This window comes from Legionella worsleiensis, from assembly GCF_001467535.1.
GTDB classification, from domain to species: Bacteria; Pseudomonadota; Gammaproteobacteria; order Legionellales; family Legionellaceae; genus Legionella; species Legionella worsleiensis.
The window spans coordinates 296,422-312,306 of sequence record NZ_LNZC01000002.1 but is presented as its reverse complement, the minus strand read 5'-3'; the positions used below and the strand labels follow the sequence as shown (position 1 = coordinate 312,306).

Genomic DNA, 15,885 nt, shown 5'->3' with positions numbered 1-15,885 from the left:
TTGAACAATTATTCCACCACTACCAAATTAATATCACCATGGAATAGTTTATATAGGTTGACTGGAGCATGCGTAGGATTCTCCGTGATGATCAGGTTCGGCATAATAGTAGTGACACGCTTGATGCTCCTCTGTGGGTACCAGGTAATTTTTCCATACATCAAGAGCCTTTAAAATATTAGGGATATCAGGTCTATGCACCATGCTGGGATGCATCATATGTTCAAAAATGTTCATCAGCTCATCATGGCATACTGCCTTAACGGGTATCTCATTCCATAAATACCCCAATATCAAACCGAGAGCATATATGTCTGTTTTTTCATTTTTAACGACCCAGCTGTAGTGACATTCCTCTGCAGCATAAAAAGGTGACCCTCTGCAATCTGTCGGCATATCACTTATTTCAGATATAAAACCAAAATCAATGATGAACACCTGGAATGTTTCTCCATTCTGATACACCAGGATATTGTGTGGTGTGATATCTCTATGAATCCAACCTTTATCATGTATTTGTTCTTTTAAGGCTTTGACAAGCTCTATGGTCAGTGTGTAGCGCTCCTTAATGGTTAAATTATTGTTAAGGATCACACTTTGCAAAGTAACACCGGGTAGCTCTTTCATTACAATATAGGCTTTCTCTTTATCTAATACTAAAGGCTTGGAATGAAAAATAGGACTCTTGCCCAGAGCGATAGCTTCCGCATATATACGGTCATAACAAAACTCGTTTCTTTGCACGAGACTCTGCACCTTGACCAACCGTATCCGATCGGGTTTACGTTCTTTGATAATAAGCTTGCGATGCTCGTCAAAAGATAGGGTAAATCGACAGCGAAAAAACGATCCATAATTACCTGCACCAAAAACCACATTATCCATTACTTCATAACGAATCCTGTGGCATGCAATACCGTGAACTTCTTTTAGTGAGCTCAGATGTTTGATGATACTGAAATTAAGAGTGAGTCCGGCATAGTCACCTATACCCCAAAATTGAGTGGCAGGATCGCTTAATAACAGTTGAGCAAGGGAACTCTTTGTCGTTTCGTCAAGAGTTTTTAAATCTGTAATGTCTACCATTTATTTTGTTCCAGACTCAAATCATAGAACATTGATCATACTTTTTTATCAAGAAATTCTCAAATGGGAGTTTCAGAGCATATTGATAACTTTTAGTGGTTCAGCAAACAAATGATTATTACAGCTCATCTAAAGCACGACAGATCAATTCTTTGCAGTAGATGAGCCAAATGGTCAAAGTGCTTTTTTCAAGCCCATATTAATCAGCAATCTTGCGCCATGTGGTTCCTTTTTCACCATCTTCCAGCTCTATACCCTTAGCAAGAAGCTGGGCGCGAATCTGATCAGCTCTTGGCCAATTTCGTTCTGTTCTTGCTTGCAATCGTTCCGCAATCAATTGCTCAATCAATTCCTTGTCATCAGATTCAAGGCCTGACTGTAAAAATACAGCCGGTTCTTCTTGTACTATCCCAAGAATTCCTGCCAAATGCTTTAAAGTCGCAACAAGCTTCGATGATGGATTTTTATTGATTTCACGGCTTAGCTGAAACAAAACCGATAATGCCTCAGGAGTATTAAAATCATCATTCATGGCCTGATTAAATTGCGCTACCCAATGATTATCAAGCCCTGCCTCTTCTTCAGTCTTTGCAGAATCTTTGATGGCTTGATACATACGATTTAGCGCTTTTTTTGCATTAAGCAAATTATCTTCTGAATAATTTAAAGGACTACGGTAATGACTGCTTAGAAGAAAATAACGTATCACCTCGGGATGGTGGTGCTTTAAGACATCAGCAATGGTAAAAAAATTACCGGTTGATTTTGCCATTTTTTCACCATTAACCTGGAGCATTCCCACATGAAGCCAATAGTTGGCAAAAGGTTTACCCGAGACTGCCTCGCTTTGGGCTATCTCATTTTCATGATGAGGAAACTGCAAATCAGACCCACCACCATGAATATCAAACTGATCGCCAAGCTCATGCATGGCCATTGCTGAACATTCAATATGCCAGCCAGGTCGTCCATCCCCCCAGGGCGACTGCCAACTTGGTTCACCAGCTTTAGCTTTTTTCCACAAAACAAAGTCGAGAGGCGAACGCTTTTCTTTTACAATCTCTACCCGAGAGCCCGAAACCAGCCCCTCAATATCTTTATGAGATAATTTGCCATAGTCTGGAAAAGAATCCACTTGATAACAGACATCACCATTATCACTAAGGTAAGCATTACCTTTATCCAGCAAGCGTTGGATTAAGCGAATGATGGTATCTACATGACCTGTTGCTCTTGGTTCAATATCAGGTGGCAGTATGTTCAAAGACTTGGCGTCCTGGGACATTGCCTCTATATAATGATCGGTTAGTTCACCTATGCTTATGCCCCGCTCGTTTGCTCTGACTATAATTTTGTCATCTATATCAGTGATATTACGAACATAAGTTACCGCAAAACCTTGAGAGCGCAAAAAACGCACAATGACATCAAAAGAAACCATGGAACGGGCATGGCCAAGATGACAATGATCGTATACGGTATTTCCACACACGTAGATTCCAATTTTACCCGGTGTTAATGGAACAAAAACCTCTTTTGTTCGGGTTAAGGAATTGTATAAATGTAACATGTAAGTCCCCTAGCTTGTTTTGCCCCAAGTATCTTTTAAATCTACTACCCGATGAAATGCCTTAACTTCACCATCAGCAACCTGATTGACGCAGTAATAACCCAAGCGTTCAAATTGAAACACGTCGCCCTGAATCCCAGTAGCAAGCGCAGGCTCACAAAAGGCTTGTTGCGTTTTTAAAGAATCATGATTTAAAAACTGAAGGAAATCATCTTCACGGGCGGGATTGGCATCATGAAACAATCTGTCGTATTGATAAATAGTCACAGGATGAGCATGAGCGCAAGATACCCAATGGATAACCCCTTTAACTTTGCGATCTACTGGATTTTTTCCCAAAGTTTCAGGATCATAGGTACACCGTAATTCGACAATATTCCCCTTTTCATCTCGGATTACACGCTCACACTTGATGACATAAGCATGTCGCAAACGAACTTCTGCACCAGGAGAAAGACGGAAATACTTTTTCGGAGGATCTTCCATAAAATCAGAACGCTCTATGTATACTTCTCTTGCAAAAGGTAAATCCCTGCTCTTTGCATTGGGATCTTGTGGATTGTAACTGGACTGAATCAATTCAACCTTGTCTTGTGGGTAATTTTCAATCACTACTTTGACGGGATCCATAACGCATAATGCACGCTTGGCTGATTTATTAAATTCAGCACGTACACACTCTTCAAGTAAAGACATATCAATCACAGAGTCACTGCGTGAAATACCAATCATTTCACAAAATTGTCTGATTGCAGCGGGTGGATAACCTCGTTTACGCATGCCTCTTAAAGTAGGCAGACGTGGATCATCCCAACCGGTGACAATATTTTTCTCAACCAATTCGCGCAGCTTACGCTTTGAAGTAACCGTATGAGATAAATTTAAACGAGCAAACTCTGTTTGCACAGGTCGAGCAGGTAAAGGTAAATTATCGACCAACCAATCATAAAGTGGCCGGTGATCCTGAAATTCCAAAGTACACAGAGAGTGAGTGATTTTCTCAAGAGCATCGGATATTGGATGAGCGTAATCATACATTGGATAAATACACCATTCGTCACCAGTGCGCTGATGGGAAGCATGGCGAATACGATAAAGAACCGGATCACGCATGTTCACATTCCCTGATGTCATATCAATCTTGGCTCGAAGAACATGGGCGCCATCAGGAAATTCTCCTGCCTTCATACGGGCGAACAAATCAAGACTTTCAGCAATTGGCCTCGTTCTGTATGGGCTCTCTCGCCCCGGCTCTTGCAGCGTTCCTCGGTAGGCACGAATTTCTTCCATGCTGAGACTATCTACATAAGCCATGTCTTTTTTTATTAAATACACTGCAAAATCATACAGCTCTTGATAATAATCAGAAGAATGGGTCATATCACACCATTCAAACCCTAACCAGCGAACATCATCTATTATTGCGTTTACGTACTCCTCTTCCTCTTTCATTGGATTGGTGTCATCAAAACGCAAAAAACATCTTCCTTTAAATTCCTCTGCCAAACCAAAATTCAAACAGATCGATTTAGCATGACCTACGTGCAAGTAACCGTTTGGTTCTGGAGGAAATCGGGTAACTATTGCTTGATGCTTCCCACTGGCCAGATCATCGTTAATCAACTGGCGAATAAAATGAGTTCTTTTTTCTGGTAGTTCAGTCATACTTTTTTTCCATTATTGTCAATTGCCTGCCGCATGGAGCTGATGAGATAAGCTCCGGCCACGGCTGTATTATTATTTGATTCATGTGCATTCAAAATCGTAGTGATTAACGCTGCTCCAACGATTACACCATCAGAAAAACGTGAAACATCGGCTGCCATTTCAGGTGTTTTTATACCAAAGCCTACCATTAACGGAAGATGAGTTTGTGCTTTACGCTTTAGGTATTCTGCCTCTAAAGAATCAATATTCAGCGCATCTGAACCAGTTACACCTTTTAAAGAGACATAATAAAGATAACCCTTGGCGTATTGGTTAATCAGAGCCATACGTTGAGCGGAGGTCGTGGGAGAACATAAAAAAATACTATACAAACCTTGTTCTTCCCAAATACTGCAAATAATCCTGGCTTCTTCTGGCGGTAAATCTACAAGAATAGTACCGTCTACACCCGCTTCTACCGAATCCCGAGCAAAGGCATCATATCCGTATTGTTCTATGGGATTTAAATACCCCATAATAATGACCGGGGTAGTTTTATCCTCTTCCCTAAATGTCCTGACCATATCAAGGACATGTTTTGTATTTACGGATTGTGCCAAAGCACGTTCCATTGCCTGTTGAATTACTGTCCCTTCAGCCATAGGGTCTGAAAACGGAATACCCAATTCCAAAATATCAGCCCCTGCCTTAACTAATGCATGCATCAGTTCAACGGTACTTTCAGGATGAGGATCACCAGCTGTAAGATAAGGACTTAACATCTTTTTGCCTTTGGCTTGTAAATCAGCCAGAGTTTTTTCAATTCGGTTCATATTGTACCTAAAAAAGGATCTAACACATCAAACCCAATACTGCTGTTTCATCACTGATGAACAATAACAGGAAAGGGGATTTTTTTGTACCATCACACTGTAATTCCATCTATGGAGGCAATGGTGTGCATGTCTTTGTCGCCACGACCTGATAAATTGACTACAATAGTTTGATTTTTAGCCATATTTTTTGCAAGTTTCATGGCATAAGCAATAGCATGACTGGATTCTAAAGCAGGCATTATCCCTTCAATTCGGGTTAGTGTTCTGAATGCATCCAATGCTTCGTCATCGTTTATTGCAACATAGTTCACTCGTCCAATGTCTTTCAAATAGGCATGTTCAGGGCCAACTCCAGGATAATCAAGCCCTGCAGAAACTGAATGAGTGTCCTTAATTTGTCCGTGTTCATCACAGAGTAAATAAGTTCTGTTCCCGTGTAATACGCCCGGTTTTCCTGCAATTAAAGAGGCTGAATGCTCCCCAGTCTCCAGACCTTTACCCCCCGCTTCAACTCCATAAATTGCTACAGAATCGTCTTTTAAAAAAGGATAAAACAAGCCAATAGCATTAGAACCACCACCAACGCAAGCAACGATTGCATCAGGTAACTGTCCAGTTTTTTCAAGACATTGTTCCCGTGCTTCTCTACCGATGATGGTTTGAAAATCTCTAACCATCTGGGGATAAGGATGAGGTCCTGCAACGGTACCAATAATATAAAAGGTATCATCAACATGACTTACCCAGTCTCTCATGGCTTCGTTTAAAGCATCTTTGAGCGTTCGGGATCCGGAAGTTACTGGAACAACCTGGGCGCCTAATAATTTCATTCGGTACACATTACTTGATTGGCGCTTGATATCATCTGCGCCCATGTAGACCACGCATTCAAATCCCAATTTTGCAGCGACAGTTGCCGATGCCACTCCATGCTGACCAGCACCTGTCTCTGCGATAATTCGAGTTTTACCCATGCGCTTTGCCAGCAATGCCTGACCAACAGTGTTATTTATTTTATGAGCGCCCGTATGATTTAGATCTTCTCTTTTAAGATAAATCTGCGCTCCACCAACCAGATTACTCAAGCGCTCAGCATGATACAACGGGTTAGGGCGTCCAACAAAATCTTTTAATTCAGTGTGTAATTCAGCAAGAAACTCAGGATCATTACGGTATTGGGTGTATGCCGCATCAAGCTGTTTTAAAGCAAACATCAAAGTGTCTGCAACAAATACACCGCCATATGGGCCAAAGTGCCCCTGCTCATCTGGTAATTCTTTAATACTCATTGTTTGCCTCTAATGCCTTTATAAAAAGGCTCATTTTATGATGATCTTTAACTCCGGGCGATGACTCAATACCGCTGCAAACATCTACAGCATAGGGTTTATGTTGCCTGATTGCCTGCCCGATATTTGATTCATTAAGCCCGCCAGCTAAAATATAGGGTTTGGTTAATGTGTCAGGAATAATAGACCAGTCAAAAGTCAGTCCTGTCCCCCCTCTGTAAAGCGGTGATGCAGTATCTAAAAGTAACGCATTTGCACTGTCGAATTGCTCCGCTAAATCAACTATTTGACGAGTTGATGTTGCATGCGTTGCTTTGATAAAAGGAAAATCAAACTCCTGACAAAATTCTGGAGACTCATCGCCATGAAATTGTAATAAATTTACGGGCAACACTTCCAGTATACTGCGCACATAACTCTTTTCGGGGTTAACCAAAACAGCGACAACATCTATAAACGGCGGCAAATTTTTTAACACCAACTCTGCCTGTTGTATGCTTACATTTCTTGGGCTTGGAGAATAAAAAACCAAACCTATAGCATCAACGCCAAGACTTACAGCACGGGATACGTCCTCATTACGTGTCATACCACACATTTTGACTCGTACACGAGTTTGATTCAATTATTTCTCCCAAAGAAATAATGGGCCGGGATTATTCTGCATTACTCCAAACTCTGCCGGATAACCAACCTGCACCAGGTATAAGCCATAAGACGGAGCCGTTTCTGCTCCTAACTTTCGGTCTTTGGCAAGCAACACCTCTTCAACCCAGGAGACCGGGTGTTTGTTTGAACCGACAGAAATCAACACTCCTGCGATATTACGCACCATGTGATGCAAAAAAGCGTTTGCTGTAATATCAATAATGACGAGATCGCCTGACCGAGTCACGTTTATCTGATGAACATTACGCATTGGTGTTTTTGATTGACACTCCACAGAACGAAAGGAAGTAAAATCATTTTCACCAAGTAACTTTTGCGCACCTTCATGCATCAAGCGATGATCCAGCTGTCTGTATTGCCAGGTGACATTGCTACGCAATAAAGCCGGGCGAATAGAACCGTTATAAATGATGTAACGGTATCTCCTGCTGGTCGCAGAATAACGAGCGTGGAAACTATCGTTCATCTCCTTACCCCACTTGACACAAATATCCTTAGGTAAAAAAGAGTTAGCGCCATGAATCCAGGCACGAATAGTACGTTCCTTCTCACAATCAAAATGGATAACCTGGTTTGTTGCATGAACACCGGTGTCTGTTCTACCTGCGCACACAACAGAAATAGTACTGTCAGCGACTTTAGATAAAGCATGCTCCACAGACTGTTGAACAGTATGCAAGCCATTCTGAGCCTGCCAACCATGATATTGGCTACCATCGTATTCGACCACTAAGGCAATACGCATTCAAATTTCCTGATAAAAAGGGTCAATTTATAATACCCTATTTATTTTGTCCATACCTTGTTGTTGGTTTATCCCATATTATGAAAATACTGATTTTATTGTTTTTAAATTGCACAGAATTTGATGATGTTTAATACCCAAAAACTCAATTCTGCTAAAAGGGGGAAGCAATTATCAACACACCTGGTTATTTATGGCAGATTTGAAACACCAGACTCTGCACCGCCTATCTGCCCTTTATCTGCTCAATTAATGTTCTGGCTTCTGCTTTTTGTTCTTCATTACCAAACTCAAGAACCTCTTGAAGTGAATTTCTTGCAGATTCGAAGTCGTCCATTCCTATATAAGTTTTTGCGAGATCCAAAAGTGTAGAGAGTGCTTTTGTACTTTTTAGGGAATGTACCGATTCATCTGCTGTGGTATTGTCTGCTGTAATGGCAGAATTATCAGGCTCATCAGAGATTAATTTTTGTTGACCTGGCTCAACGAAAAAGTCTGTCAGGGATTTATCCAAATCCATTTCAGTTACCCCGCTTTGCGCCGTTTCATTCAAACCATCAACATGTTCTGTGGGTTTTGAGCTGTTCTCTAACGAAGTCTGATGGTCTGTATGATCCTCTTTAACATGTTCGTCCGAAGCAACCGATACTTCAGGTTCGGGGAGTTCTTCTGACGGTAAAACAAAATCAAGTGACATGTCATGATCTGCATCTTCAGGAGTATTTTTTGACGTGACTTGCTGCTTTGCTTGTTCTTTAAGTACTTCATGCAACCCAGGTTCAAACTCCAACACAGCACTATTTGATAATTCAGCTTCAGGAGAGGATGCAACAGGTAATTCCTGATCATTATCTTCAATTGTTTGAGCCTCTTGCGCAGATGAAACGCTTATTAGTGATTGCTCTGGTTGAACACTATTTTCTTTTTGTGGTTCAGAAGACTCATCCTCGACAATAAGTTCAACTGGCTCTTCTATTTCTTCCAGATTTCCAGACTCTGTCTGATTTTGCGAATTAGTGATTTCTTCTGACTTAGTTGGCCTATCCAGTTCAGTTAAACTGCCAAGTTCCGTAATCGTGGTGGATTTATCCTGAGCTACCTGATCAGGAGTTGCTTCATCAAAAGAAATGTCTTGCGATTTTGTTGCATCTTTTTTGATTTCTTTTTGCAAAGACTCTGCGCTTTCAGAGGGGTCTTCAACTGAAGGATGCACCTCACTGGCAGGTTGTTCCACTGACACAATCACAGGTTCAACCAAAGGTATTGAGGTTTTAGGCTCTAAAGGTGGTTCTGTAATGTATGGAGACTCCTTGCTCGTTGGCTTTCGGTGAACAAAGTACCAATAAGCAATACCGCCACAGCCAGCCGCCACCACCATTAGCAATACAAAAGGCCAGAAACTGTGAGTTGAGTTTTTTGCAGGTGATGAACTGGCCTGAGCAGCTACCGCTTGACGTTGTTTTATTAAAACTCGAACCTGAGCTTGTAAACGCTCCAATTCTTTAGTGCGTTTATTCAATTGCTGATGCAAGTTCTTATTTTGATCTTGCAATAAACGCAATTGTTCCATCAATAAAGCATTAGATTCTCTTACTGATTCTATAGCCGCTGTAGTAATGGATAACTCGGCTCTTCTTGTTGCATCCTGGTCTATGCTGTCTTGGTTATTTTTTGCCGGAACACCTTGTTGCTGGTTGTTATTGATCACAGGAAGCTGCGTATCGAGGAAAATAAGTTGATTTGCAGATCCTGATTTTGGTTCAGCCTGTTGCTTTATTTTCGGAATTATTGGAATTTGTGAAGGCTGAGCGGGTACATTGACTGCTGTTATTCCATTCATAAAGGGTGGAGATAAAACATGGTTTATGGGTGTCTTTTCATTCCATGCTTTATCGTGGGCCATGATTTCTTCTGTAGCCAAATCGGCAGGAATTTGTTTTATTTCATCAGTTCCGGGAATTACTAACCGTACACCCGTCTTTAATCCATTTAAATTACCCTTGATGAATGCATCAGGATTAGCACCAACTATTGCAAGAACAACCTGAGGTAAAATGACCTCGGAAGCCTTATACCTTAATGCTATTTGCCACACGTTTTCATGAGCAATCGTAGGACCATAAGTTGCTTTTTTCTTGCTGTCGTTTAAAGATAGCGTGTTGTGTTCGACAGCTGTAGTGATTGTTTTATTAATTACACCCGGTTCATGGCTGTGTTTTTGTACGGTTTTATAATAGGTTGAACCACTTTGTGCCGGGGTAGAAACCAGTTGATAGCCTGGCGGATCCAATAAAACTGTATATGCTTTGTACAACTGCCCTTGAGGCCAGGTTAAATCAACAACCAGTTCCATATAAGGTTCGGTCATACGTTCTTTGGATTGGACAAAAATGATGTATTTTCCCTTGCTGTTTTTTCCAATACTAAAGTTGAGTAACGACAATACCGCAGTGCGTTCTATGCCTATCTCATCAAAATTATGAGGATCTGCCAGACCTGTTTTTATTCCTGCCAAAGGAGTGGAACCAACATCAATTAACTCTATTTCTGCTACAAAAGGCTGATCTAAAGCCGACTTTACTGTCATATTGCCTAAACCAATCGCATCAACAGAAATAGGCATAGCCAGTGCGAATAAAGCCGTATATAGAACAGTTTTTTTCAATCAGAGCTCCATGCACACTGGGATAGAAGAATATTTTATTCATAAAAATTAACACTTTATACCTGTCTATTCAAGAAAATCACACCATATTCTGTTAGACAAAGTAGGATTTGAACCAAATATTACTCAGGCACCGAACGTTCTTCTTCAAAAAAACGTACCTGACCTGTTTTGATGTCATGTATTCCGGCAATGATCCCTACTTTTTTGCTCTTAACCAACTCGCCGATAATAGGACTTTTTTCCTGAATTTCTCTGACAACACGTAAGGCGTTCGCTTGAGCAATAGCATCCACTAGAGAAACATCACTGCAATTTTTTGTACCCAAGGAAAACATACTGGGTTTCACCACAGGTTCAATTTTATCCAGAACATCAGTTAAATGCCCTAATTCAACGCCATTACATGCACCAGCTACAGCACCACAGGAAGTATGTGCCAATACAACGATTAATCGTGAGCCAACTACTGCAGACGCAAACTCCATACTTCCCAGAATGTCATCGTTTAAGACGTTACCCGCTACTCGCAAAGTAAATAGATCGGCCAATCCCTGATCAAAAATCAATTCGGGTACGCTGCGAGAATCCATGCAGTTAAGTACGACCGCAAAAGGATACTGACCGTAAGAAGAAATCTTGGCTTGTTTTAAATAATCCCGAGTAATTTGTTTGTTTTCCAAAAATCGTTGATTTCCTTCTTTCAAGCGTAATAACGCTTGTTTCGGAGACATGTCTTGCTGTTTTTGCTGACTCATGGTCTTACCCAATAGCATTTCTTGCACGGGCGTCGCAAAAGAAATATTATTGGACAACAAGGCAATACCGCAAGCAAATACCACACTTTTTAATCCCATATGATACATTAATAAACTCCCTTTCATTGATTTATGTTTATCCAAGTTTATCATAACGCTAACGAGGCTTGATTTGCAAAAACACAAGATTCACCACGAGTACACCATGAAGATATTGCAATAACGTCTAGGCTACTTCATAATCTCAAGTCTATATATAAGTGGTATTATTATGACTGCGTCGTTACTTGATGGGCGTTTACTCGCCTCATTACGCCGAAATGAACTAAAACTCAAAGTACAAAAACACATCCAAAAAGGTCATCGAGCACCAGGCCTTGCCGTTGTTTTAGTTGGTCATGATCCTGCTTCAACTATCTATGTCAATAATAAAATTAAGGCCTGTCAAGAAGTTGGTATAATATCCCACTCGTACAACTTGCCTACTGAAACAAGCCAAAAAAATGTACTGCAACTGATTACTGAATTAAATGATTCCAGTGATATTGATGGGATTTTAATTCAATTGCCCCTACCCCCACATATCGATCAAGCTGTAATCATAGAACATATAAAACCCGAAAAAGACGTGGATGGATTTCACCCCTATAATCTGGGAAGACTTGCCCAAAAAAATCCTTTATTACGTCCATGTACTCCTATGGGTATTATGAATCTTTTAAATCACTATCATTTGGATGTCAAAGGCAAGCATGCTGTAGTTATTGGCGCTTCCAATATTGTTGGCAGACCTATGAGTCTGGAGTTACTGCTTGCAGGAGCAACGGTAACCATCTGCCATAAACTGACTCATAATTTGCAACAACTTGTCACTATAGCTGATTTGGTCGTTGTGGCAACGGGAAAAATAGATGTTATAGACGCCGCATGGCTTAATGAAAATCAAATCGTTGTAGATGTTGGTATGCACAGACTTGATGATGGCAGCATCAGAGGTGATGTTGACTTTAAAAAAGCAATTAACAAGCTAGCCTGGATAACGCCTGTTCCAGGAGGAGTAGGTCCAATGACTATAGTTTCATTGCTGGAAAATACATATTGGGCAGCTACACACTTGGTGGTGTAAGTGTATTATTTATCTAACTGATCCCAGTCAAATTCGCCACTTAACTCATCAAAATCATCCTTAAATTCATCTTTTAATCGTTTTTTCTCTAATCGGTCTTCCAACATTCTTTTTATTCTTTTTTTGTGAGTTAAATCATCCAGGTCATCATCGTAGTTAAAATCGGAAAACGATTGATCTTCAAATTCCTCATGTAACGCCATGTTAGCCTCCTTTGTATTGCTCTTAATTTGAGTATAGTGCACAATTATCAAATACTGTAATCTCTATCCCATAGATTTTGTATTCAATCCAGGTGATAAAAGACACGTTGCACAAGAGTTACGAGAACCCTTTGCTTTCTGGTATACTTGGCGAAACTCTTCAAACAACAGCTTTAAATATGCTCAGCTATCAACACGGATATCATGCAGGTAATTTTGCCGATGTAATCAAACACGTCACGTTAACCCGACTCCTGAATTATCTAATCCAAAAAGACAAACCATTACTTTATCTCGAAACACACTCAGGCAAGGGTCAATATGATCTGAGAGATAAACAGTCTGAAAAAACCGGGGAATACAAACAAGGGATCCAGTTAATCTGGCCTGATCGAAAAAAATTAGGGCCAGTATTCAAACCCTTTTTTGATACCATCAAAAATATGAATCAGGAAAACGGATTAAGAAACTATCCGGGTTCTCCCTACTTTGCAATTCATACATTACGAAACCAGGACAGGCTGTATCTTTGTGAACTTCATCCCGCAGAATTTGAAGCTCTGGAGCAAATGCCTCATTTAAACAAAAAAGTTCATACCAGTAATTCAGACGGTTTAGCTAGCATGAAGGCATTAGTACCTCCTCCAGAAAAAAGAGGCCTGATTTTCATAGATCCCTCATTTGAGCGTAAAGAAGAATACAAAGAAATACCTGTGGCCATTAAACAAGCCTATGCCAAATTTTCAACAGGAGTTTATTGCCTGTGGTATCCCGTGGTTAATAAAAAATTCATTGAACAGCTGACCAGAGGAATGAAGGACGTTGGGGCAAAAAAAGCATTAAGAATTGAATTTAATCTCACTCTGGCACCCAAAGAAGGAATGACTGGATGTGGTTTATGGATCATCAATCCGCCCTTTACTTTAGCCGATGAAATTAAAATCGCACTCGATTCATTGAGATCCTACTTTAACCCAGGCGTATCATCCTATATTATCGAACAACACGATAACTAGTATGAGAAATAAATGATTCAAGTTACTCCTATACCAGCATTTACTGACAATTATATTTGGGCTATCACGGAAGATAATTCCCATGTTTTTGATTGTGTAGATCCAGGTGAAGCTGAGCCAGTGCTTCATTTTGCCCAAAAAAATCAACTCGAACTGCGTACCATTTTACTGACCCATCATCATAATGACCATATTGGTGGCGTAAGCGACTTAATTCAAGCCTATCCAGATTGCCAGGTGTATGGACCCAATGACTCAAGAATTCCGCATATCACTAAAACAGTTTGCGAACATCAAAAAATACAAATAGGAACATTAAGCTTTCAGGTTTTATTTAATCCAGGACATACTTCTACTCACATCAGCTATTTTGAAACCGAAAAAAAATGGCTTTTTTGCGGTGATACATTATTTTCCGCAGGATGTGGTCGAGTATTTGATGGCACCATAGAACAACTACACGAGTCGCTTAATCTATTTAAAACGTTACCCCCAAATACCCTGGTATTTTGTGCTCACGAATACACGCAACAAAACCTTAAATTCGCCTTAAGTGTAGAACCGCAAAACAAAAGCATAAAAGACAACTTAGACCAGTTTTCATCAAACCCGCCACATTGCTCACTGCCGTCCCCACTAGAACGTGAACTGGCTGTTAATCCGTTTCTGCGTACTGATAAAAAAGAAGTCATTGAGTATGCCCTACAACACGGTGCAGGCTCTGCTGATTCTCTTGAAGTATTTAAAATACTCAGAATGAAAAAAAATTCATTTCAGTAGAAAACCAATAAGAATTAAATAAATACGTAATGGAATCTTAAGAAGCAAAAGGATTTAACCACGCAATTTTTTTTAGTAAACTGACCAACCACTGATATTTATAGGTTAGTTGATTGAAAGGGAAATCAATAATTACTGTCGGTTTATTGTTCTGCGTCTTGCTAGTACCAGGGATTATAAATGGATCCATAACGCAAAAAACGCCTAATGTTTGGGAGGTGCTGCGCCAGGAGTTTACTCTTAGCCATGAACTCAACCGGCCCGAAGTTCAAGAACAAATTCGCTGGTTGGTCAGGCATCCAGGTTACATCAAAAAAGTAAGCAAACAATCAGCCCCCTATATTTATCATGTTCTTCAAGAAATAAAAAAACGTCAATTGCCTGGTGAATTAGCTCTAATCCCAATGGTTGAAAGTGCCTACGATCCCTTTGTTCATTCAGGCGCTGGAGCAGCTGGATTATGGCAGTTGATGCCCAATACGGGCAGTGAATTAGGTTTGAAACAGGACTGGTGGTTTGATGGGCGGCGCAGCATTAGACCCTCAACTGAGGCTGCTCTTGGTTATCTGAGCTATTTAAATAAATTTTTTAAAGGGCACTGGATATTGGCTCTTGCTGCTTATGACTCAGGAGAGGGAACTATTGCTCGAGCGGTAAAAGCCGCTGCGCTACCTAAAGATAAAGCAATAGACTTCTGGAATTTGCCTTTATCCAAAGAAACCAAACTTTATGTACCTCGTTTGCTTGCACTAGCCGAGATTATCAAAAATCCAAACCGCTACAAAGTGACATTACCCAATATTCCTTATGCTCCTTACTTTGCTGAAGTAAACATTGGCAGTCAGATCGATTTAAATCATGCCGCCAAACTCGCAGGCATTAGTTATAAAGAATTAAAAAAACTAAATCCTGGGTATACCCGTTGGACAACAGCACCTTATAAACCCTTTAAATTACTGGTACCCAAAGAATGTGTCGCACGATTTAATCTTAATTTATCCAACATTCCTGTTGATAAACGGGTCAGCTGGCCAAAGCACAAAGTCCAAAAAGGCGATAGCCTGGCTTCTATTGCCGACCGATACAACACTACTGTCACGTTGATAAAACAATTAAATCAGTTAACCAGCAATAAAGTAACCGTTAATCAAGCCATAGCCATTCCAACTAATGCCTCTTTAGCCGGATTTGTTCAAAAAGAAATCGCCTTGTCACCTGATGCCAAAAAACTCTCCAGCACTACGAAAAATCAACGAGCTCATTCTGTACGACCTAAAGATGTCCATCAGCTTGTTGTCTTGAAAAAGAGAAAACAACGCTATTTATATGAGGTTAAGTCAGGGGATTGTTTAAGTATAATCGCTCGTAAACACCATACAAAAGTAACCAGGCTCTTGAAAATCAATCCGAATCTGCACAAAAATAAAACACTTAAACTGGGGCAAAAAATACGTATTGGGTAGCCGTATTGATAAAAATGAGCTACTTTAATATT

General features: G+C 40.3%; 14 protein-coding genes. 4 read left to right on the top strand and 10 right to left on the bottom strand.

Going from position 1 to position 15,885, the window contains the following annotated elements:
* Positions 1–48 precede the first annotated feature (48 nt).
* From Lwor_RS01630 to Lwor_RS01590, 9 genes are all read right to left on the bottom strand, one after another.
* The gene (locus Lwor_RS01630) at positions 49–1,086 is read right to left on the bottom strand and encodes a protein kinase family protein (protein ID WP_058492140.1); all 1,038 of its coding nucleotides are present in this window, start codon (positions 1,084–1,086) and stop codon (positions 49–51) included.
* A gap of 199 nt (positions 1,087–1,285) precedes the next feature.
* On the bottom strand, positions 1,286–2,656 hold the full coding sequence (gene cysS / locus Lwor_RS01625) for a cysteine--tRNA ligase (protein ID WP_058492139.1): 1,371 nt from the start codon (positions 2,654–2,656) through the stop codon (positions 1,286–1,288).
* 9 nt (positions 2,657–2,665) lie between these two features.
* The gene (locus Lwor_RS01620) at positions 2,666–4,321 is read right to left on the bottom strand and encodes a glutamine--tRNA ligase/YqeY domain fusion protein (protein ID WP_058492138.1); all 1,656 of its coding nucleotides are present in this window, start codon (positions 4,319–4,321) and stop codon (positions 2,666–2,668) included.
* Positions 4,318–5,136, bottom strand: a complete 819-nt coding sequence (gene trpA / locus Lwor_RS01615; RefSeq protein WP_058492137.1) for a tryptophan synthase subunit alpha — start codon at positions 5,134–5,136, stop codon at positions 4,318–4,320. Before trpA ends, Lwor_RS01620 begins: the two co-directional genes overlap by 4 nt.
* 92 nt (positions 5,137–5,228) lie before the next feature.
* Entirely contained in the window at positions 5,229–6,428 is a 1,200-nt protein-coding gene (gene trpB, locus Lwor_RS01610) for a tryptophan synthase subunit beta (protein ID WP_058492136.1), read from the bottom strand.
* A complete protein-coding gene (locus Lwor_RS01605; RefSeq protein WP_058492135.1) occupies positions 6,418–7,053 on the bottom strand; it encodes a phosphoribosylanthranilate isomerase in 636 nt (211 codons plus the stop codon). The genes trpB and Lwor_RS01605 overlap by 11 nt, the downstream gene beginning before the upstream one ends.
* Complete coding sequence (truA, locus tag Lwor_RS01600; protein WP_058492134.1) at positions 7,054–7,842, bottom strand: tRNA pseudouridine(38-40) synthase TruA; 789 nt, start codon at positions 7,840–7,842, stop codon at positions 7,054–7,056. It abuts the gene before it with no gap.
* A 226-nt stretch (positions 7,843–8,068) separates the two neighbouring features.
* Entirely contained in the window at positions 8,069–10,507 is a 2,439-nt protein-coding gene (locus Lwor_RS01595; protein WP_058492133.1) for a FimV/HubP family polar landmark protein, read from the bottom strand.
* A 122-nt stretch (positions 10,508–10,629) separates the two neighbouring features.
* A complete protein-coding gene (locus Lwor_RS01590; RefSeq protein WP_115090892.1) occupies positions 10,630–11,373 on the bottom strand; it encodes a carbonic anhydrase family protein in 744 nt (247 codons plus the stop codon).
* 163 nt (positions 11,374–11,536) lie between these two features.
* On the opposite strand from Lwor_RS01590, the gene folD reads away from it, so the two are divergent.
* Positions 11,537–12,391, top strand: a complete 855-nt coding sequence (gene folD / locus Lwor_RS01585) for a bifunctional methylenetetrahydrofolate dehydrogenase/methenyltetrahydrofolate cyclohydrolase FolD (protein ID WP_058492132.1) — start codon at positions 11,537–11,539, stop codon at positions 12,389–12,391.
* Positions 12,392–12,396: 5 nt separating this feature from the next.
* On the opposite strand, the gene Lwor_RS01580 is transcribed toward folD, so the two are convergent.
* Complete coding sequence (locus tag Lwor_RS01580; protein WP_058492131.1) at positions 12,397–12,594, bottom strand: hypothetical protein; 198 nt, start codon at positions 12,592–12,594, stop codon at positions 12,397–12,399.
* Positions 12,595–12,773: 179 nt separating this feature from the next.
* Between Lwor_RS01580 and Lwor_RS01575 the strand changes: the two genes are divergently transcribed.
* The 3 genes from Lwor_RS01575 (at position 12,774) to Lwor_RS01565 (ending at position 15,853) form a co-directional block, all read left to right on the top strand.
* The gene (locus Lwor_RS01575) at positions 12,774–13,610 is read left to right on the top strand and encodes a 23S rRNA (adenine(2030)-N(6))-methyltransferase RlmJ (protein ID WP_058492213.1); all 837 of its coding nucleotides are present in this window, start codon (positions 12,774–12,776) and stop codon (positions 13,608–13,610) included.
* A gap of 15 nt (positions 13,611–13,625) precedes the next feature.
* Complete coding sequence (gene gloB, locus Lwor_RS01570) at positions 13,626–14,390, top strand: hydroxyacylglutathione hydrolase (protein ID WP_058492212.1); 765 nt, start codon at positions 13,626–13,628, stop codon at positions 14,388–14,390.
* Positions 14,391–14,503: 113 nt separating this feature from the next.
* Positions 14,504–15,853 carry a LysM peptidoglycan-binding domain-containing protein gene (locus Lwor_RS01565; RefSeq protein WP_058492130.1) on the top strand — a complete coding sequence of 450 codons (1,350 nt, stop codon included), beginning with the start codon at positions 14,504–14,506 and terminating at the stop codon, positions 15,851–15,853.
* Positions 15,854–15,885: the final 32 nt, after the last annotated feature.